This window comes from Kluyvera fluvialis (assembly GCF_059725275.1).
The window spans coordinates 3,695,422-3,711,643 of sequence record NZ_AP046142.1; the positions used below are offsets into that span (position 1 = coordinate 3,695,422).

Consider the following 16,222-nt stretch of genomic DNA (forward strand, 5'->3'; position numbering starts at 1 on the left):
ACCGGGATGTTCTCTTTAAATCAGATTTACATTCCGTGTCGCCAGAATCATCCCGAAGACATTCCGAAAAATAAGACGCGCATTATAGCGGCATCACTTATATGAGTCGAGAACGGTTGTTACGCCAAGCTGCGGCATTTTTCACAATTCCCGGCTAATTTTTGTCTGAACGCTGCCGATGACGCTCAAAATTCAGACAAAACAAAACGGCCCGCAGGCCGTTTTCTCATAATATGTACGCAACATACTGGAAAAGTTCCGTGTTGCAAATGCCTTTTCTACGCGATAGAGCCTGCTCCACGGCATGGTGGCGAGGCAAAAACGGTATCTTGTAAACCTTCCCACTCTTTTCGCGTGTAGGTGTGCAATGCCAGAGCATGTACGGTAGACGCAAACTCCTCTGTTAAGGTGCCATAGATCATGCGGTGGCGGTTAAGGAAACGCTCACCCGTAAACCGATCGCTCACCAGCACCACCTTAAAGTGGCTTTCCGAACCTGCCGGTACGTTGTGACGATAGCTCTCATCCGTCACTTCGAGGAACACAGGTGCAAACGCTGCCCTTAGTTTTTCTTCGATTCGTTCACGCATCATCATGATATTACCCCTCCGACAACGTTAAGATGCCGCCTATCCCTTTAAATGTTAGCCGCTTTTACTGACTCCATTACACAAAGGCAACAAAAAATTAGCGTTCGCCGGTTTTTATTCATCAAGTAGATGAAGTTAGCGCCTTTTACAATCCGCGCTTATCTGAAAACGCAGCGCTGATTTATCCTCCAGAACAGAAAAACACCAATACGATGAAATTACGTGTATTACCTGCTTCCCCTGACCGTTGGCAATGTTATGATGACGACAATTTTCAGTAAACAATGCGTTTTGAGACCCCTAACATGTTAAAAAAAGCCCTCTTCCCACTGGTAGCACTGTTTATGCTGGCTGGATGCGCAACGCCCCCAACGACGGTTGATGTATCACCTAAAATCACTCTGCCACAGCAAGATCCTAGCCTGATGGGCGTTACCGTCAGCATTACTGGCGCAGACCAGCGTCAGGATCAAGCGCTGGCAAAAGTTAACCGCAATAACCAAATTGTCACGCTGACCGCTTCCCGCGATCTGCGTTTCCTGATGCAAGAAGTGCTGGAAAAACAGATGACCGCACGCGGCTACATGATTGGCCCGAACGGAGCGGTTAACCTGCAAATTATCCTTAACCAACTGTATGCCAACGTTACCCAGGGTAACGTGCGTTACAACATCTCGACCAAAGCCGACATCGCCATCGTGGCGACCGCAGCTAACGGTAACAAGATGACCAAAAACTACCGTGCTAACTATTCTGTTGAAGGCGCATTCCAGGCCTCTAACAAGAATATCTCGGATACCGTTGATAGCGTGCTGAGCGATACCATCGCGGATATGTCTCAGGACACGTCCATTCACGACTTCATTAAACAAAACGCCCGTTAATCTCATCACAAACCCGGCTTCAGGCTGGGTTTGTGCAAAATGCCTATGTCTGCTCACTATCTGCGAATTTTTCAGCAACCGAAATCAGCCATTCTGTTGATTCTTGGTTTTGCCTCCGGCTTACCGCTTGCCCTGACATCAGGGACGCTACAGGCGTGGATGACGGTCGAAAATATCGACCTGAAAACCATCGGTTTCTTCTCATTAGTGGGCCAGGCGTACGTCTTTAAGTTTCTCTGGTCACCGGTCATGGACCGCTACACGCCGCCGTTTTTAGGTCGTCGTCGCGGTTGGCTGCTAACCACGCAATGTTTACTGCTTCTCTCTATTGCGGCGATGGGCTTTCTCGAACCGACGTCACAACTGCGTTGGATGGCAGCGCTGGCGGTGGTCATCGCCTTCTGTTCCGCCTCGCAGGATATCGTGTTCGATGCCTGGAAAACCGACGTTCTGCCCGCCGAAGAACGCGGCGCCGGTGCGGCAATCAGCGTGCTGGGTTACCGTTTGGGGATGCTGGTTTCCGGTGGTTTAGCGCTGTGGCTTGCCGACAAATGGCTTGGCTGGCAGGGCATGTATTGGCTGATGGCGGCGCTGTTAGTTCCCTGCATTATCGCGACTCTGCTCGCCCCTGAACCCAGCGACGTAATTCCCGTACCAAAGAGCCTGGAACAGGCTGTTGTCGCGCCACTGAAAGACTTCTTCAGCCGCAATAACGCATGGCTTATTCTGCTGCTGATTGTGATGTACAAGCTGGGCGATGCCTTCGCCATGAGCCTGACCACCACCTTTTTGATTCGCGGCGTGGGCTTCGATGCCGGACAAGTGGGGATGGTGAACAAAACCCTCGGCCTGTTCGCCACTATTATTGGTGCGCTGTACGGCGGTGTGCTGATGCAGCGCCTGACGCTGTTCCGCGCGCTGCTGATCTTCGGTATTTTGCAGGGCGTATCAAACGCCGGTTACTGGATTCTGTCGGTCACCGATAAGCATCTGTACTCGATGGCTACCGCAGTGTTCTTTGAAAACCTCTGCGGCGGAATGGGCACGGCGGCATTTGTTGCCCTGCTGATGGCTCTGTGTAACAAATCGTTTTCCGCGACCCAATTTGCCCTGCTCTCCGCGCTTTCTGCCGTTGGGCGCGTTTACGTTGGGCCGATTGCGGGCTGGTTTGTGGAAGCACACGGCTGGCCAACGTTCTATCTGTTCTCAGTAATAGCCTCTATTCCCGGGATTTTACTGCTGCTCGTCTGCCGCCGGACGCTGGAATACACCCAGCAAACCGGGCAATTTATGCCACGCAACACCTACAGCGGCGGTTATCGTTTCGCATTGCGCCTGTTGCTTGCGGGCGTAGCGCTGCTGGGTATCTGGCTGCTGATGTTAATGGCTGACGCGCTGGATCTCACCGCCATAACCTGGGCCAGCCAGGTGCTGGAAGCGGGTGTGATAGTTGCCTGTGCGGGAATTGTTTTCGGCTGTCTGCTGGATTATCTCGCCCTGCGAAAAACCCAGTACGAATAATTACGTCGAAAATGCGACATCTACGTTGTAATCACGACGCGTAATAATAACAAACGCGTCGTATACAGAAAAAAAATATTTGTGCTTTTGTGCGCTTTAGAATTCTGGAAATTACTGGAACGTTTAAATGCGCCTTATTTCATTAACCGATTCAGCTACTCAGTAATTAAATTTTCGTTTTTTAATTGTCTATTTTTTGATGGTTATTTGTTAATTATTTGTATGTTTTTAGCAATAGTTATACCAATTGCCATCCTAAGCCCTCTCTCGCTTCCCCTTTCGTTATAACGCCCGCCATCTGGGCTTCTGCCTGAAAAATAGACATATTCAGCAACATATGTGACAAGAGCGGCAGAACCCAGTAACACATAACTGACAGAGTCCCAATGATGTTTACAGTAATGTAACCTTCCCGTAAAATGACCCCACACTTTAAACGCCACCAAAACCCCGTGGAATTGAGGTCGTTACATGAGACTCAGGAAATACAATAAAAACTTGGGATGGTTGTCATTAATCGCCGGCACTGTATTACTCAGTGGTTGTGATTCTGCACTACTTGACCCCAAAGGACAGATTGGACTGGAACAACGCTCGCTGATACTGACGGCTTTCGGCCTGATGATGATCGTCGTGATTCCCGCCGTCTTAATGGCAGTTGGTTTCGCCTGGAAATACCGCGCGAGCAATAAAGATGCGAAGTATAGCCCGAACTGGTCACACTCCAATAAAGTGGAAGCTGTGGTCTGGACGGTCCCTATTCTGATCATCATTTTCCTCGCCGTACTGACCTGGAAAACCACCCACTCTTTAGAGCCGAGCAAACCGCTGGTTCATGATGAGAAACCCATCACTATTGAAGTGGTTTCCATGGACTGGAAATGGTTCTTCATCTATCCGGAACAGGGCATTGCTACCGTCAACGAAATCGCCTTCCCGGCGAACGTACCGGTGCAGTTCAAAGTGACCTCTAACTCCGTGATGAACTCCTTCTTTATTCCGCGTCTGGGTAGCCAGATTTACGCGATGGCGGGTATGCAAACCAACTTGCATCTTATCGCCAATGAAGCAGGAACCTATGACGGCATCTCCGCAAGCTATAGCGGCCCGGGCTTCTCTGGTATGAAATTCAAAGCCATTGCCACGCCGGACCGTGCCACCTTCGACAATTGGGTCGCTAAGGTGAAGCAATCTTCGAACACCATGGATGACATGGCTACATTCGAGAAAGTTGCTGCACCGAGCGAATACAACAAGGTGGAGTACTTCTCCAGCGTGAAACCAGATTTGTTTAAAGCAGTAACGGGCAAATTTATGGATCACGGCATGAGCATGGACATGACCCAACCGAAAGGCGAGCACGCAGCGCACGAAGGAATGGAAGGCATGGACATGAGCCACGCGGAATCCGCTCACTAAGGGGCCGAGGAAGAATACGATGTTCGGAAAACTTACACTGGATGCAGTGCCGTATCATGAACCCATTATTGTGGTTACGGTGGCTGCGATTATCGTCGGGGGGCTTGCTCTCCTGGCGGCTATCACTTACTTCGGTAAGTGGTCGTATCTATGGAATGAGTGGCTGACCTCCGTTGACCACAAAAGACTTGGCATCATGTATGTCATCGTCGCTATCGTCATGCTGCTGCGTGGCTTTGCCGATGCCGTAATGATGCGTAGCCAGCAGGTGCTGGCTTCTGCCGGGGAAGCAGGCTTCCTGCCGCCGCACCACTACGACCAGATCTTTACCGCCCACGGCGTTATCATGATCTTCTTCGTAGCGATGCCGTTCGTTATCGGTCTGATGAACCTGGTGATTCCACTACAGATTGGTGCGCGCGATGTGGCGTTCCCCTTCCTGAACAACCTGAGCTTCTGGTTCACCGTTGTAGGTGTGATTCTGGTTAACCTTTCTCTGGGCGTCGGTGAGTTCGCACAGACCGGTTGGCTGGCCTATCCGCCGCTCTCGGGAATTGAGTACAGTCCGGGCGTAGGTGTCGATTACTGGATTTGGGCGCTTCAGCTCTCCGGTATTGGTACGACCCTGACCGGTATTAACTTCTTCGTGACCATCATTAAGATGCGTGCACCTGGGATGACCATGTTCAAGATGCCAGTATTTACCTGGGCATCTCTGTGCGCCAACATCCTGATTATCGCATCGTTCCCAATTCTGACCGTTACCGTCGCGCTGCTGACCCTGGATCGCTATCTGGGTACCCATTTCTTTACCAACGATATGGGCGGCAACATGATGATGTACATCAACCTGATTTGGGCCTGGGGTCACCCAGAAGTGTACATCCTGGTACTGCCAGTATTCGGTGTGTTCTCCGAAGTTGCAGCCACCTTCTCGCGTAAACGCCTGTTTGGCTACACCTCACTGGTGTGGGCGACCGTGTGTATTACCATCCTGTCGTTCATCGTTTGGCTGCACCACTTCTTCACCATGGGTGCGGGCGCGAACGTTAACGCCTTCTTTGGTATTACCACCATGATTATCGCCATCCCGACTGGGGTGAAGATCTTCAACTGGCTGTTCACCATGTATCAGGGTCGCATCGTCTTCAACTCTGCGATGCTGTGGACTATCGGCTTTATCGTCACCTTCTCGGTCGGCGGGATGACTGGCGTACTGCTGGCCGTTCCGGGTGCGGATTTCGTTCTGCACAACAGCCTGTTCCTGATTGCGCACTTCCATAACGTCATCATCGGCGGTGTGGTATTTGGTTGCTTCGCAGGTCTGACCTACTGGTGGCCGAAAGCCTTTGGCTTCACCCTGAACGAAACCTGGGGCAAACGCGCTTTCTGGCTCTGGATAATCGGCTTCTTCGTGGCGTTTATGCCGCTGTACGTGCTGGGCTTCATGGGCATGACCCGTCGCCTCAGCCAGCAGATTGACCCACAGTTCCACCCAATGCTGGTGATTGCAGCCTGCGGTGCGGCGCTGATCGCCTGCGGTATCCTGTGCCAGCTGATTCAGTTCTACGTGTCTATTCGCGACCGCGAGCAGAACCGTGACCTGACCGGTGACCCGTGGGGCGGCCGTACGCTGGAGTGGGCAACGTCTTCCCCGCCTCCATTCTATAACTTTGCCATTGTGCCGCAGATTCATGAGCGTGACGCATTCTGGGAAATGAAAGAAAAAGGCGAAGCGTACAAACAGCCTGCGAAATATGAAGAAATTCATATGCCGAAAAACAGCGGTGCTGGCATCGTGATTGCCGCCTTCGCCACTATCTTTGGCTTCGCCATGATCTGGCATATCTGGTGGCTGGCGATTGTTGGTTTTGCTGGCATCGTCATCACCTGGATTATCAAAAGTTTTGACGAGGACGTGGATTACTACGTGCCGGTTGCAGAAGTCGAAAAACTGGAAAATCAGCATTTCGATGAGATTTCTAAGGCAGGGCTGAAAAATGGCAACTGATACTCTGGCGCATAATGCCCACGCGCACGAACACGGGCACCACGATACAGGGCCGATGAAGATCTTCGGTTTCTGGATCTACCTGATGAGCGACTGCATTATCTTCGCCAGTCTGTTCGCGACCTATGCCGTTCTGGTGAACGGCACGGCGGGCGGCCCGACCGGTAAAGATATTTTTGAACTGCCGTTCGTTCTGGTTGAAACCGCACTGCTGCTGTTCAGCTCCATCACCTACGGCATGGCGGCTATCGCCATGTACAAAAACAACAAGAGCCAGGTTGTTTCCTGGCTGGCGCTGACCTTCCTCTTCGGGGCAGGGTTCATCGCGATGGAACTGTATGAATTCCATCACCTGATTGTTGAAGGTATGGGCCCGGATCGCAGCGGCTTCCTGTCAGCGTTCTTCGCGCTGGTCGGGACTCACGGTCTGCACGTTACCTCCGGTCTTATCTGGATGGCAGTGCTGATGGTGCAGATTTCCCGTCGCGGGCTGACCAGCACTAACCGCACCCGTATCCTGTGCCTGAGCCTGTTCTGGCACTTCCTGGATGTGGTGTGGATCTGCGTGTTCTCAGTTGTTTACCTGATGGGGGCGATGTAATGAGTCATTCTACCGATCATAGCGGCGCTTCTCACGGCAGCGTGAAGAGCTACATGACAGGCTTTATCCTGTCGATCATCCTGACGGTTATCCCGTTCTGGATGGTGATGACAGGATCGGCGTCGCCAGCAGTCATTCTGGGGACCATTCTGGTGACGGCTGTAGTGCAGATCCTGGTACACCTGGTGTACTTCCTGCACATGAACAGCAAGTCTGACGAAGGCTGGAACCTGACCGCGTTTGTCTTTACCGTGATAATCATTGCCATCGTGGTGGTAGGTTCAATCTGGATTATGTGGAACCTGAACTACAACATGATGGTTCACTAAGAGCGGCGAGTATGTTTAAGCGATACCTGCAAGTAACGAAGCCTGGCATCATTTTTGGCAACCTGATCTCCGTGATCGGCGGTTTCCTGCTGGCCTCCAAAGGCCACATTGATTACCCGCTGTTCACCTGGACCTTGATCGGCGTGTCTCTGGTGGTCGCCTCGGGTTGTGTTTTCAACAACTACATCGATCGTGACATCGACCGTAAGATGGAACGGACGAAAAACCGAGTGCTGGTTAAGGGACTGATTGCACCAAAAACGTCGCTGGTCTACGCCACCTTGCTGGGTCTCGCTGGCTTCATGCTGCTGTGGTTCGGCGCGAATCCCCTCGCCTGCTGGCTGGGGGTGATGGGGTTCGTGGTTTATGTCGGCGTTTACAGCCTGTACATGAAGCGCCACTCTGTCTACGGCACGTTGATTGGCTCTCTCTCCGGCGCAGCGCCGCCGGTGATTGGCTACTGCGCGGTTACGGGCGATTTTGACAGCGGAGCATTGATTCTGCTGGCGATTTTCAGCCTGTGGCAGATGCCTCACTCCTACGCTATCGCGATTTTCCGCTTCAAGGATTATCAGGCAGCGAACATTCCGGTTCTGCCGGTAGTGAAAGGCATTTCGGTCGCCAAAAACCATATCACGCTGTACATCGTGGCCTTTGCTGTCGCCACGCTGATGCTCTCTCTGGGCGGTTACGCCGGGTATAAATACCTGGTGGTCGCGGCAGCGGTGAGCGTTTGGTGGCTCGGCATGGCGCTGCGCGGTTACAAAGTGGAAGATGATAAAGTCTGGGCGCGCAAGCTGTTCGGCTTCTCCATCATCGCCATTACCGCGCTCTCGGTGATGATGTCCGTAGACTTTATGGTTCCGAACTCACAAAGCCTGCTGACTTACGTCTGGTAAGGCTTTATCGGATATCCTAAAACCCGCTTCGGCGGGTTTTTTATTGTCTGCACGTGCATCGCGATACAACAAATCATCCTCTGGCGCATTCGGTATCAACCTAACTCACCAGCATGGCCTGTGCGCTATAGAGTAGATCCAAATGATCGCGGCACAGCACCTCTAACGACGTGCGCGACTGATGGCTGGTTAAGCTCAACGCCCCCCAATACAGCCCCTCCCTGTCGGCAAGCGGCACAGCGACCACCAGCATACCAATCTCAAACTCCTGTTCGATGGTGGCGAAACCTTGCTGGCGCACCCGCGCAATCCGCGCCATCAGCTCATTCACATCCGTCACCGTATAAGGCGTACGCTGCTCACGAGTGATACGGTGCAATACCGCTTCGCACTCGGCTTCCGGCAGCGAGGCCAGCCACAAACGCCCACCGGCAGTACAGTGCACCGGCACGCGCTCACCCAAGCGTACCGAGGTTGAGTTAAACGGCGTGTGCTTGCTACGGGCGATATATACCAGTTCGTTGTCATCAATCACCCCCACCGACGCATGTTCCTCGGTGCGGCTGGCGACGTACTCCACAATCGGCCTCACCATCCGGGGAAACTGGGCCGAGTCAACATACGCCTGCCCCAAACGCAGCGTTTTAGCCGTCAACCAATAGTGGCGGCCATCAGTCTCCAGATACCCCTCATGCACCAGCGTCAGGAAAAAACGGCGTGCGGCGCTTTGCGTTAATCCGCTCATTTTTGCCGCCTGCGGCACGGTTAATCGGGGCGTCGTCTTTGAAAAAAGCTGAATCAACGCCAACCCTTTTTGCAGCCCCACGATCAGGTCACGCTGGTGTATCTCGTTTTGCATAGTTGTTCACACTTTCGCAACATGAAGAGTCATTTACTGCGATTATCGCACTGTCGGTGCGATTAACAACCAACCCGTCCGAATTCTGCGTTGTCGCTCACCGCTTCCGCTGAAATACTCAAGCAACACTTAATTAACATTTGAGGTGAGCAATGGTCAGCGGATTTACTCAAGTCGTCGCCGTTATCGGGCATCCTATTACCCAAGTGAAATCACCGGATAATTTTAACCACTACTTTGCTGGCCACGGCATAGACACCGTGATGATCCCAGTAGATATCGCACCGCAAGCCGTCGCCGACTACCTCAACGCCCTGCGTGGCTGGCACAACATGAGCGGTATTTTGGTCACCGTACCGCATAAACAGCGCGTTGCCGGGCTGCTGGACTCGCTGACACCGCGCGCACGCCATCTCAATGCGGTGAACTGCGTGCGCAAACTGCCGGACGGGCGTTTAGAAGGCGACATGCTGGATGGCGTCGGTTTTCAACGTGCCGCAGAAAGCCACCATTTTAAGCCTGCCGGTAAACGAGCTCTGCTTTCTGGCTGCGGCGGCGTTGGCAGCGCCATCGCCTGGGGGCTGTGTGAAGCCGGTATCCATAGCCTCGCGTTGTACGATCGCGACGACGCCAGCCGCCAACGGCTGGAAAACCGCCTCGCCACCCACTTCCCGACCGTACACCTGAGCCGCCTGCCGGATTCACTGGCAGAGTTTGACCTCGTGGTTAACGGCTCTCCGGCGGGCATGGCGGGGTTTGATCCACTGCCATTAAGCCAGGAGCTGCTGGCAACGCTCAATGCCCAAACGCACGTCGCCGACGTGGTGACGGCTCCTGTCATCACGCCCCTGTTGGCATTCGCCCGCGAACGCGGATGCACTACCCAAACCGGCCCCGAAATGGCGCTGGCGCAAATGCACCTGATGGGCGAGTTCATTGGCGCAATTCCACAGCCGCAAGAGGCCAGCGCATGAAAAACTGGGATGTGATAGTCATTGGCAGCGGCGCGGCGGGTTTTGCTACCGCCGTCACCGCCTGCTGCAAAGGGTTATCGGTATTGATGCTGGAAAAAGCCCCGCACTTTGGCGGCACGTCGGCAATTTCCGGCGGCGCCGTGTGGATCAACGATACCGATCAAGCACGCCAGTTAGGCAAAAGCGGCTCCCCTGAGGCGATGAAAACCTATTTACGCACCATGATTGGTGAGACTCACTATAGAGCGGAAATGGTCGATGCCTTTGTGAACGCCGGGCGCGAAGCGCTGGCTTTTCTCGAACAACAGGGCGCGGTGAAATACAGCCTGCGCCCGCTATCGCCAGACTACTACCCGGATGAACCCGGCGCGGTTGACGTTGGTCGGGCGCTGGAAGTGGTGGAGTACGATGGTCGCGAACTGGGCGAGCACTTTCGTACGCTGCGCTCACCACCGCCTGGAATGCTGCTGTTTGGCGGCATGATGGTAAACCGCGTTGATATCCAACACTTTCTGGATATCCGCCGCTCATGGGCATCGTTTCGCCATTGTAGCAAGCTGCTTCTGCGCTATGGTCGCGACCGCTTGCGCTATCATCGCGGCACACGGCTGGCGATGGGTAACGCGCTGATCGCCCGCATGGCAACGCTGGCGCTAGGCAAAGGGCTGGAACTAGAGCTAAACGTCAGCGTAAAAGCCTTGAGCGAAGAAAATGGCCGTGTAACCGGCGTCGAGATTGAACGTGACGGCAAAACCCTGTCATTACGCGCTCGTTACGGCGTCGTGCTAGCGGCAGGTGGCTTTGCCGCCGGGCGCATTGCGCCGCAGTTCCGCCCTGCCACCCAGCAGCATTACACCATGTCCCCCGCCACCAACGATGGCGCGGCATTCCAGCTCGGGCTGAGCGTAGACGCTAAACAAGGCGCAGACCTGCCCTCTAACTTTTTCTGGGCGCCGGTTTCCGTGCTGCGCCATCCGGACGGCAGCGAAGAACGTTTCCCTCATCTGGTTACCGACCGCGCCAAACCGGGCGTTATCGCGGTGAATCAGCTCGGTGCGCGCTTCGTCAATGAGTCCAACTCTTATCACCACTTTGCCAGCGCAATGCAACAACAGGCCGAAAACGCCCCTTGCTTCTTACTTTGTGATGCCAGGGCGATGAAGCACTACGGCCTTGGGCTGGCGCGCCCCGCGCCGGTCAACAACGATGCGTTAGTTCGCGCGGGCTATTTATACAAAGCCGATAGCCTGGCGGCACTCGCGCAACAGTTGGGCATTGAACCGTCGCGCCTGGAGCAAACGGTCGCCCGCTACAACCAGGACGCGCAAAACGGCAGCGACACGGCATTTCACAAAGGTGGCAACAGCTACAACCGCGCGATGGGCGACGCCGCCCACCGTCCCAATGCCTGTAACGCGCCACTGCTGAATGCGCCGTTTTACGCCATCAAGCTGTACACCGGCGATTTAGGCTCATCACGCGGGCTGGTCACCACGGCAGATGCCCAAGTGATAAACCAACAGGGCGCGCCTATCAGCGGGCTGTACGCCGTCGGCAACGATATGGACTCACTGATGGCAGGAACCTACCCAGGTCCTGGGATCACACTCGGCCCGGCACTCACCTTCGGCTATTTAGCCGCCAGCCATATGGCTCAACAATCCACTCTCACTTCTGGAGAATCCGCATGATTTATGAAAAACGTACCTACACCATTAATCCCCTGAAAATGGCCGACTGGCTGGCACTGTACAAAAGCGACGCCTACGCGGTGCAAACCGAGCATCTTGGCAAGCTGATTGGCTTCTTCTTTACCGAAATTGGCGTGGTGAATCAGGTGGTGCATATCTGGGCGTATGAAAGTCTTGACGACCGTCTGGTGCGCCGCGCACGGATGGCACAGGACGAACGCTGGCTAACCTTCTCGCGCAAAAACCGCGAGCTGGCAGCCGTGGAACGGCTGGAGTCGGTGCTGATGCGCCCGACAGACTTCTCCCCACTGCAATAAGGAACCGCGCGATGAGCAGGCATGTTGAGGTGGATCTGCTGGTGATAGGCTCCGGCGCGGCAGGGCTGGCGACTGCCGTCAGCGCCGCGCTGCACGGGGCGCGGGTACTGGTTGCCGAGAAAGAACCGGTTATCGGCGGCACAAGCGCCTGGTCTGGCGGCTGGCTGTGGATCCCACAAAACCCGCTGGCGTGTGAGGAGGGCATTATCGAAGACGAAGCCGCCCCGCTTGCTTATCTGCAAGCGGAAATGGACGGTATTCCTGCCGACGCACGCCTGCGCACATTTTTACGCTACGGCCCGGAAATGGTGGATTTCTTTCGCCAAAACACCGCCGTCCAGTTCCTTTCCGGCAGCACCATGCCGGACTTTCATAACAGCGACGGCTTTGCGACCGGTGGCCGTTCGCTCACCGCCCAACCGTATGATGCCCGTGGTCTGGGCGACTGGCTGCACCGCCTGCGCCCACCGCTAGAAACCCTCAGTCTGGCAGGCATGGGGATCGCCGGAGGCACAGACATGGCGCACTTCTTTAACGCCACCCGCTCACCAGGATCAGCGCTGTATGCGGCACGCCGCCTGCTACGCCACGGCTGGCAACGCCTGCGCTACGGGCGAGGCCGCCATTTAGTAAACGGCAACGCCCTGATGGCTCGCCTGCTGCGCTCCGCGCTGGATGCTAACGTGCAGTTTCAGCTCAACGCGCCGGTCAGCCGTTTGCTACAGGGAGACAACGGCGTCAACGGCGCTATTCTCGCCAGCGATGACGGCGATATTCAGGTTAACGCTCGTGCGGTGGTGCTGGCCTGCGGCGGTTTCCCGCACGATAAACAGCGGCTGGCGCAAAATCTGGCGCACGCCCGTCACGGCTATGGCCATTTTTCCGCCGCGCCGCCGAGTAATCAGGGCGATGGCATTCGTTTAGGCGAAACCGTTGGCGGGCAGTTTGATCGTTCGCTGAAAAACCCGATGGCCTGGGCTCCGGTGTCCCGCGTTTCGCTGGCAAGCGGGCTTCAGCTCGCTTTTCCTCATCTGGTTGAGCGCGCCAAACCCGGTTTTATCGCCGTGCGCACCAACGGCAAACGCTTCGTCAACGAGGCCGACTCATACCACGACTTTATCGCCGGGCTGCTGAATGCCACGCCAGAAGGCAAAAAACCGCTGGCCTGGTTGATTGCCGACAGCCGCGCGCTGCATCGCTATGGGTTGGGTCACGCGCGCCCTACCCCATTTCCAGTCAACGCCTGGCTGCGCAATGGGTATCTGCAATCCGCCCGTTCACTGGCAGAACTGGCGCAAAAATGCGGTATTGACGGCGCAAATCTTTGCGCCACCGTCGCCCGCTTTAACGACTTTGCCCACCAAGGCCGTGATGACGATTTTCAGCGCGGCGCCTCTGCCTATAACTGCGCGCAAGGCGATGCGCGCCACCGGCCCAGCCCGACGCTTGGCGCGCTAGAACAAGCTCCGTTCTATGCCGTACGCATTCTGCCAGGTTCGCTCGGTTCATTCAGCGGCCTGATAACCGACGAACATGCGCGCGTACTGGACGGCGATCAACGCCCCATTTCCGGCCTGTTCGCCGTGGGTAACGATATGTCGAGCGTGATGCAGGGGTATTACCCCAGCGGCGGTATCACGCTTGGCCCTGCCATGACATTTGGCTATCTGGTAGGAAAAAACCTGTCCGCACACCTGACTCGCTAGAACATTACGCATTTAGCCAACGGAAGGCTCGACATAACAACAAACCTTACCTGCAACGACTGGAGTCTTTATGAATATGCGTTCTCTGTCCCTCGCTGCTCTGACTATGCTCGACGTTCCGCCGCCGGAACATGTGCGCATCGCTGCGCAAACGGGCTATACCCACGTGGGCCTACGCCTGCTGCCCGCCACGCCTGACGACCCCAACTACGACATGCTGGGCGATACGCCCACGGTACGCGAAACGCTCGCCGCATTGCGCGATACGGGTATTCGCGTTTCTGATGTCGAAATACTGCGCCTGACGCCGGACTTCAACCTGGCATCGCTGACGCCGTTCTTCGAAACCGCCGCGCGCCTGGAAGCCCGGCAGGTGTTGGTTGCCGGTAATGACGACAATCAACAGCGCTGTGCAGAAAACCTCGCCCAATTAGCGCAAACCGGTGCGGCCTACAGCCTGACCATGAACCTGGAACCCATGCCGTGGACGCCAATGCGCACGCTGGCCGACGCGCAGGCGCTGATCGCCGCCAGTGGGCAGCGTAACGTCGGTATTTTGGTCGATGCCATTCACTTCTGGCGCGCGGGGGAGTCACTAGAGGCATTAGCCGCGCTGCCGCCACAGTTGCTGAACTATATGCAACTGTGCGATGCCCCAGCGCTGACGCCAGGCGACAACCAGGAGCTTATTTATCAGGCGCGCTGTGCGCGTAATGTGCCGGGCGAAGGCGGGCTGGATTTACACGGCCTGATGGCGGCGCTGCCTGCCTCGCTACCGATATCACTCGAAGTCCCGCTGGCCGGCGCACAGGGCGCGCTGTCGGCACAACAACGCGCTCAGCGGCTGTTCAACGCTGCACAATCCTTCCTGTAAACAGGAGCACGCTATGTCACAGACACAACGCCTGGATGTCAGAGAATTTATTAATACTCACCCGCTCAGCCGCTACCAGAAGCTGGTGATTTTTCTTGGTTTTTGCGTCATTGCGCTGGACGGTTTCGACATTGCTATCATGGGGTTTATCGCCCCAACGCTGAAACAAGAGTGGGGCGTCAGCAACCATCAGCTGGGCTTTGTTATCAGCACCGCGCTGATTGGCCTGGCGCTGGGCGCGCTGTTTTCCGGCCCGCTTGCCGACTGGCTAGGGCGTAAAAAAATCATCATCAACAGCGTCTTTTTCTTTGGTTTCTGGACGGTCGCCACCGCCTTCTCACAAAACATTGAGCAGATGATTTTCTTCCGCTTTATGACTGGATTAGGGCTAGGCGCAGCCATGCCAAACATGAGTACGCTGGTGTCGGAGTACGCCCCGGAACGCCAGCGCTCGTTTATTATCACCGTCATTTTTTGCGGCTTTACCTTTGGCGCGGCGATCGGTGGGTTTGCCGCGTCGTGGCTGATTCCGCAGTTCGGTTGGCATTCACTGATGGAACTGGGCGGGGTGTTACCGCTGCTGTTTGTGCCGCTACTGCTGTGGAAATTGCCGGAATCGGCTCGTTTCCTGGTCATAAAACAGGCTCCAACGGCGCAAATTCACGCTATTCTCCAGCGCCTCTATCCAGGGCAGGTGAGTGACAATGTCAGCTTTATTCTGCCGCCGCAGCCGGTCAAAACCAGCGCCATGCGCATTGTGGTATCGCGCGAGTATCTGCTCGGTTCCCTGATGCTGTGGCTGGTCTATTTTATGGGGCTGTTCCTGGTCTATATCCTCGGAAGCTGGCTGCCGACGCTGGTGAAAGAGATTGGCCTGACCGTCAGCCAGGCGGCAGTGATGACCGCCATTTATCAGGCGGGCGGTACGGTAGGCTCGCTGTTTGCCGGTTGGCTGATGGACAAAATCAACCCACACCGCGCACTGGGGATCATTTACGCCGTCGGCGGCCTGTTTACCATGGCAATTGGCTACGCCGGAGTGAACTTCCCGCTGCTGTGCCTGTTGGCCCTTATCAGCGGCGCGTGCCTCAACGGCGCGAATACCGGAATGAACGCGCTTTCTGCCCGCTTTTACCCCACTCAGGCGCGCGCAACCGGCTCCAGTTGGATGCACGGCGTCGGGCGCATTGGGGCCATTCTTAGTGCATTCGCCGGTGCGGAAATGCTGGCACTGGGCTTTGATTTTAAATCCGTGTTCCTGATTCTTGGCATTCCTGCCGCGCTAACCGTCATCGCCCTTGCCATTAAAGGCTACTGGGCGGCAAGCCCTGGCGAACGCGCCATTCCCCTGCCCACCACGCTCAGGAGTCACACATGAAACGGACTCGTGTTGCCGTTATTGGCGCGGGCGACGAGTCTATTATTGACGAAACAGATATATTGCGTTCACTGGAGATGAGCGACCCCCTTCGCCAGTTTTCGCTACGCGCAGCATGACATCTCACCTACCCCGGCAGCATCGCGCTTGCCGGGGGTATCTCCAGTTG

General features: G+C 55.4%; 16 protein-coding genes. 14 read left to right on the top strand and 2 right to left on the bottom strand.

Annotation, left to right across the window (positions count from 1 at the left end; genetic code table 11):
* Positions 1-278: 278 nt before the first annotated feature.
* A complete protein-coding gene (bolA, locus tag AC6I4B_RS17575; RefSeq protein WP_497767017.1) occupies positions 279-596 on the bottom strand; it encodes a transcriptional regulator BolA in 318 nt (105 codons plus the stop codon).
* Between the two features lie 299 nt (positions 597-895).
* Between bolA and AC6I4B_RS17580 the strand changes: the two genes are divergently transcribed.
* From AC6I4B_RS17580 to cyoE, 7 genes are all read left to right on the top strand, one after another.
* Complete coding sequence (locus tag AC6I4B_RS17580) at positions 896-1,474, top strand: lipoprotein (protein ID WP_497767019.1); 579 nt, start codon at positions 896-898, stop codon at positions 1,472-1,474.
* Between the two features lie 45 nt (positions 1,475-1,519).
* On the top strand, positions 1,520-2,995 hold the full coding sequence (gene ampG / locus AC6I4B_RS17585) for a muropeptide MFS transporter AmpG (RefSeq protein WP_497767020.1): 1,476 nt from the start codon (positions 1,520-1,522) through the stop codon (positions 2,993-2,995).
* 471 nt (positions 2,996-3,466) lie between these two features.
* Positions 3,467-4,414 carry a cytochrome o ubiquinol oxidase subunit II gene (gene cyoA, locus AC6I4B_RS17590; RefSeq protein ID WP_497767022.1) on the top strand — a complete coding sequence of 316 codons (948 nt, stop codon included), beginning with the start codon at positions 3,467-3,469 and terminating at the stop codon, positions 4,412-4,414.
* 19 nt (positions 4,415-4,433) lie between these two features.
* Positions 4,434-6,425, top strand: coding sequence for a cytochrome o ubiquinol oxidase subunit I (gene cyoB, locus AC6I4B_RS17595; RefSeq protein WP_497767023.1), 1,992 nt, complete (start codon positions 4,434-4,436; stop codon positions 6,423-6,425).
* Entirely contained in the window at positions 6,415-7,026 is a 612-nt protein-coding gene (locus tag AC6I4B_RS17600; RefSeq protein WP_497767025.1) for a cytochrome o ubiquinol oxidase subunit III, read from the top strand. Before cyoB ends, AC6I4B_RS17600 begins: the two co-directional genes overlap by 11 nt.
* A complete protein-coding gene (locus tag AC6I4B_RS17605; protein ID WP_497767027.1) occupies positions 7,026-7,355 on the top strand; it encodes a cytochrome o ubiquinol oxidase subunit IV in 330 nt (109 codons plus the stop codon). Before AC6I4B_RS17600 ends, AC6I4B_RS17605 begins: the two co-directional genes overlap by 1 nt.
* 11 nt (positions 7,356-7,366) lie before the next feature.
* Positions 7,367-8,254: a heme o synthase gene (cyoE, locus tag AC6I4B_RS17610; protein WP_497767028.1), complete on the top strand. Its 888-nt coding sequence runs from the start codon at positions 7,367-7,369 to the stop codon at positions 8,252-8,254.
* A gap of 100 nt (positions 8,255-8,354) precedes the next feature.
* Here cyoE and AC6I4B_RS17615 read toward each other — a convergent pair whose 3' ends face one another.
* Positions 8,355-9,113, bottom strand: a complete 759-nt coding sequence (locus tag AC6I4B_RS17615; RefSeq protein ID WP_497767030.1) for an IclR family transcriptional regulator domain-containing protein — start codon at positions 9,111-9,113, stop codon at positions 8,355-8,357.
* Between the two features lie 152 nt (positions 9,114-9,265).
* Here AC6I4B_RS17615 and AC6I4B_RS17620 point away from each other — a divergent pair, with 152 nt between their 5' ends.
* The 7 genes from AC6I4B_RS17620 to AC6I4B_RS17650 all read left to right on the top strand — a co-directional run bounded on the left by AC6I4B_RS17620 (position 9,266) and on the right by AC6I4B_RS17650 (position 16,172).
* Positions 9,266-10,087 carry a shikimate dehydrogenase family protein gene (locus AC6I4B_RS17620; RefSeq protein WP_497767031.1) on the top strand — a complete coding sequence of 274 codons (822 nt, stop codon included), beginning with the start codon at positions 9,266-9,268 and terminating at the stop codon, positions 10,085-10,087.
* Positions 10,084-11,778, top strand: coding sequence for an FAD-dependent oxidoreductase (locus AC6I4B_RS17625; protein WP_497767033.1), 1,695 nt, complete (start codon positions 10,084-10,086; stop codon positions 11,776-11,778). The genes AC6I4B_RS17620 and AC6I4B_RS17625 overlap by 4 nt, the downstream gene beginning before the upstream one ends.
* Positions 11,775-12,095 carry an NIPSNAP family protein gene (locus AC6I4B_RS17630; protein ID WP_064547897.1) on the top strand — a complete coding sequence of 107 codons (321 nt, stop codon included), beginning with the start codon at positions 11,775-11,777 and terminating at the stop codon, positions 12,093-12,095. The genes AC6I4B_RS17625 and AC6I4B_RS17630 overlap by 4 nt, the downstream gene beginning before the upstream one ends.
* Before the next feature lie 11 nt (positions 12,096-12,106).
* On the top strand, positions 12,107-13,801 hold the full coding sequence (locus tag AC6I4B_RS17635) for an FAD-dependent oxidoreductase (RefSeq protein WP_497767034.1): 1,695 nt from the start codon (positions 12,107-12,109) through the stop codon (positions 13,799-13,801).
* A 70-nt stretch (positions 13,802-13,871) separates the two neighbouring features.
* Positions 13,872-14,675, top strand: a complete 804-nt coding sequence (locus AC6I4B_RS17640; protein ID WP_497767036.1) for a sugar phosphate isomerase/epimerase family protein — start codon at positions 13,872-13,874, stop codon at positions 14,673-14,675.
* Positions 14,676-14,688: 13 nt separating this feature from the next.
* A complete protein-coding gene (locus AC6I4B_RS17645; protein WP_497767037.1) occupies positions 14,689-16,053 on the top strand; it encodes an MFS transporter in 1,365 nt (454 codons plus the stop codon).
* Positions 16,050-16,172: a hypothetical protein gene (locus tag AC6I4B_RS17650; RefSeq protein WP_497767039.1), complete on the top strand. Its 123-nt coding sequence runs from the start codon at positions 16,050-16,052 to the stop codon at positions 16,170-16,172. The genes AC6I4B_RS17645 and AC6I4B_RS17650 overlap by 4 nt, the downstream gene beginning before the upstream one ends.
* The last annotated feature ends 50 nt before the right edge of the window (positions 16,173-16,222 follow it).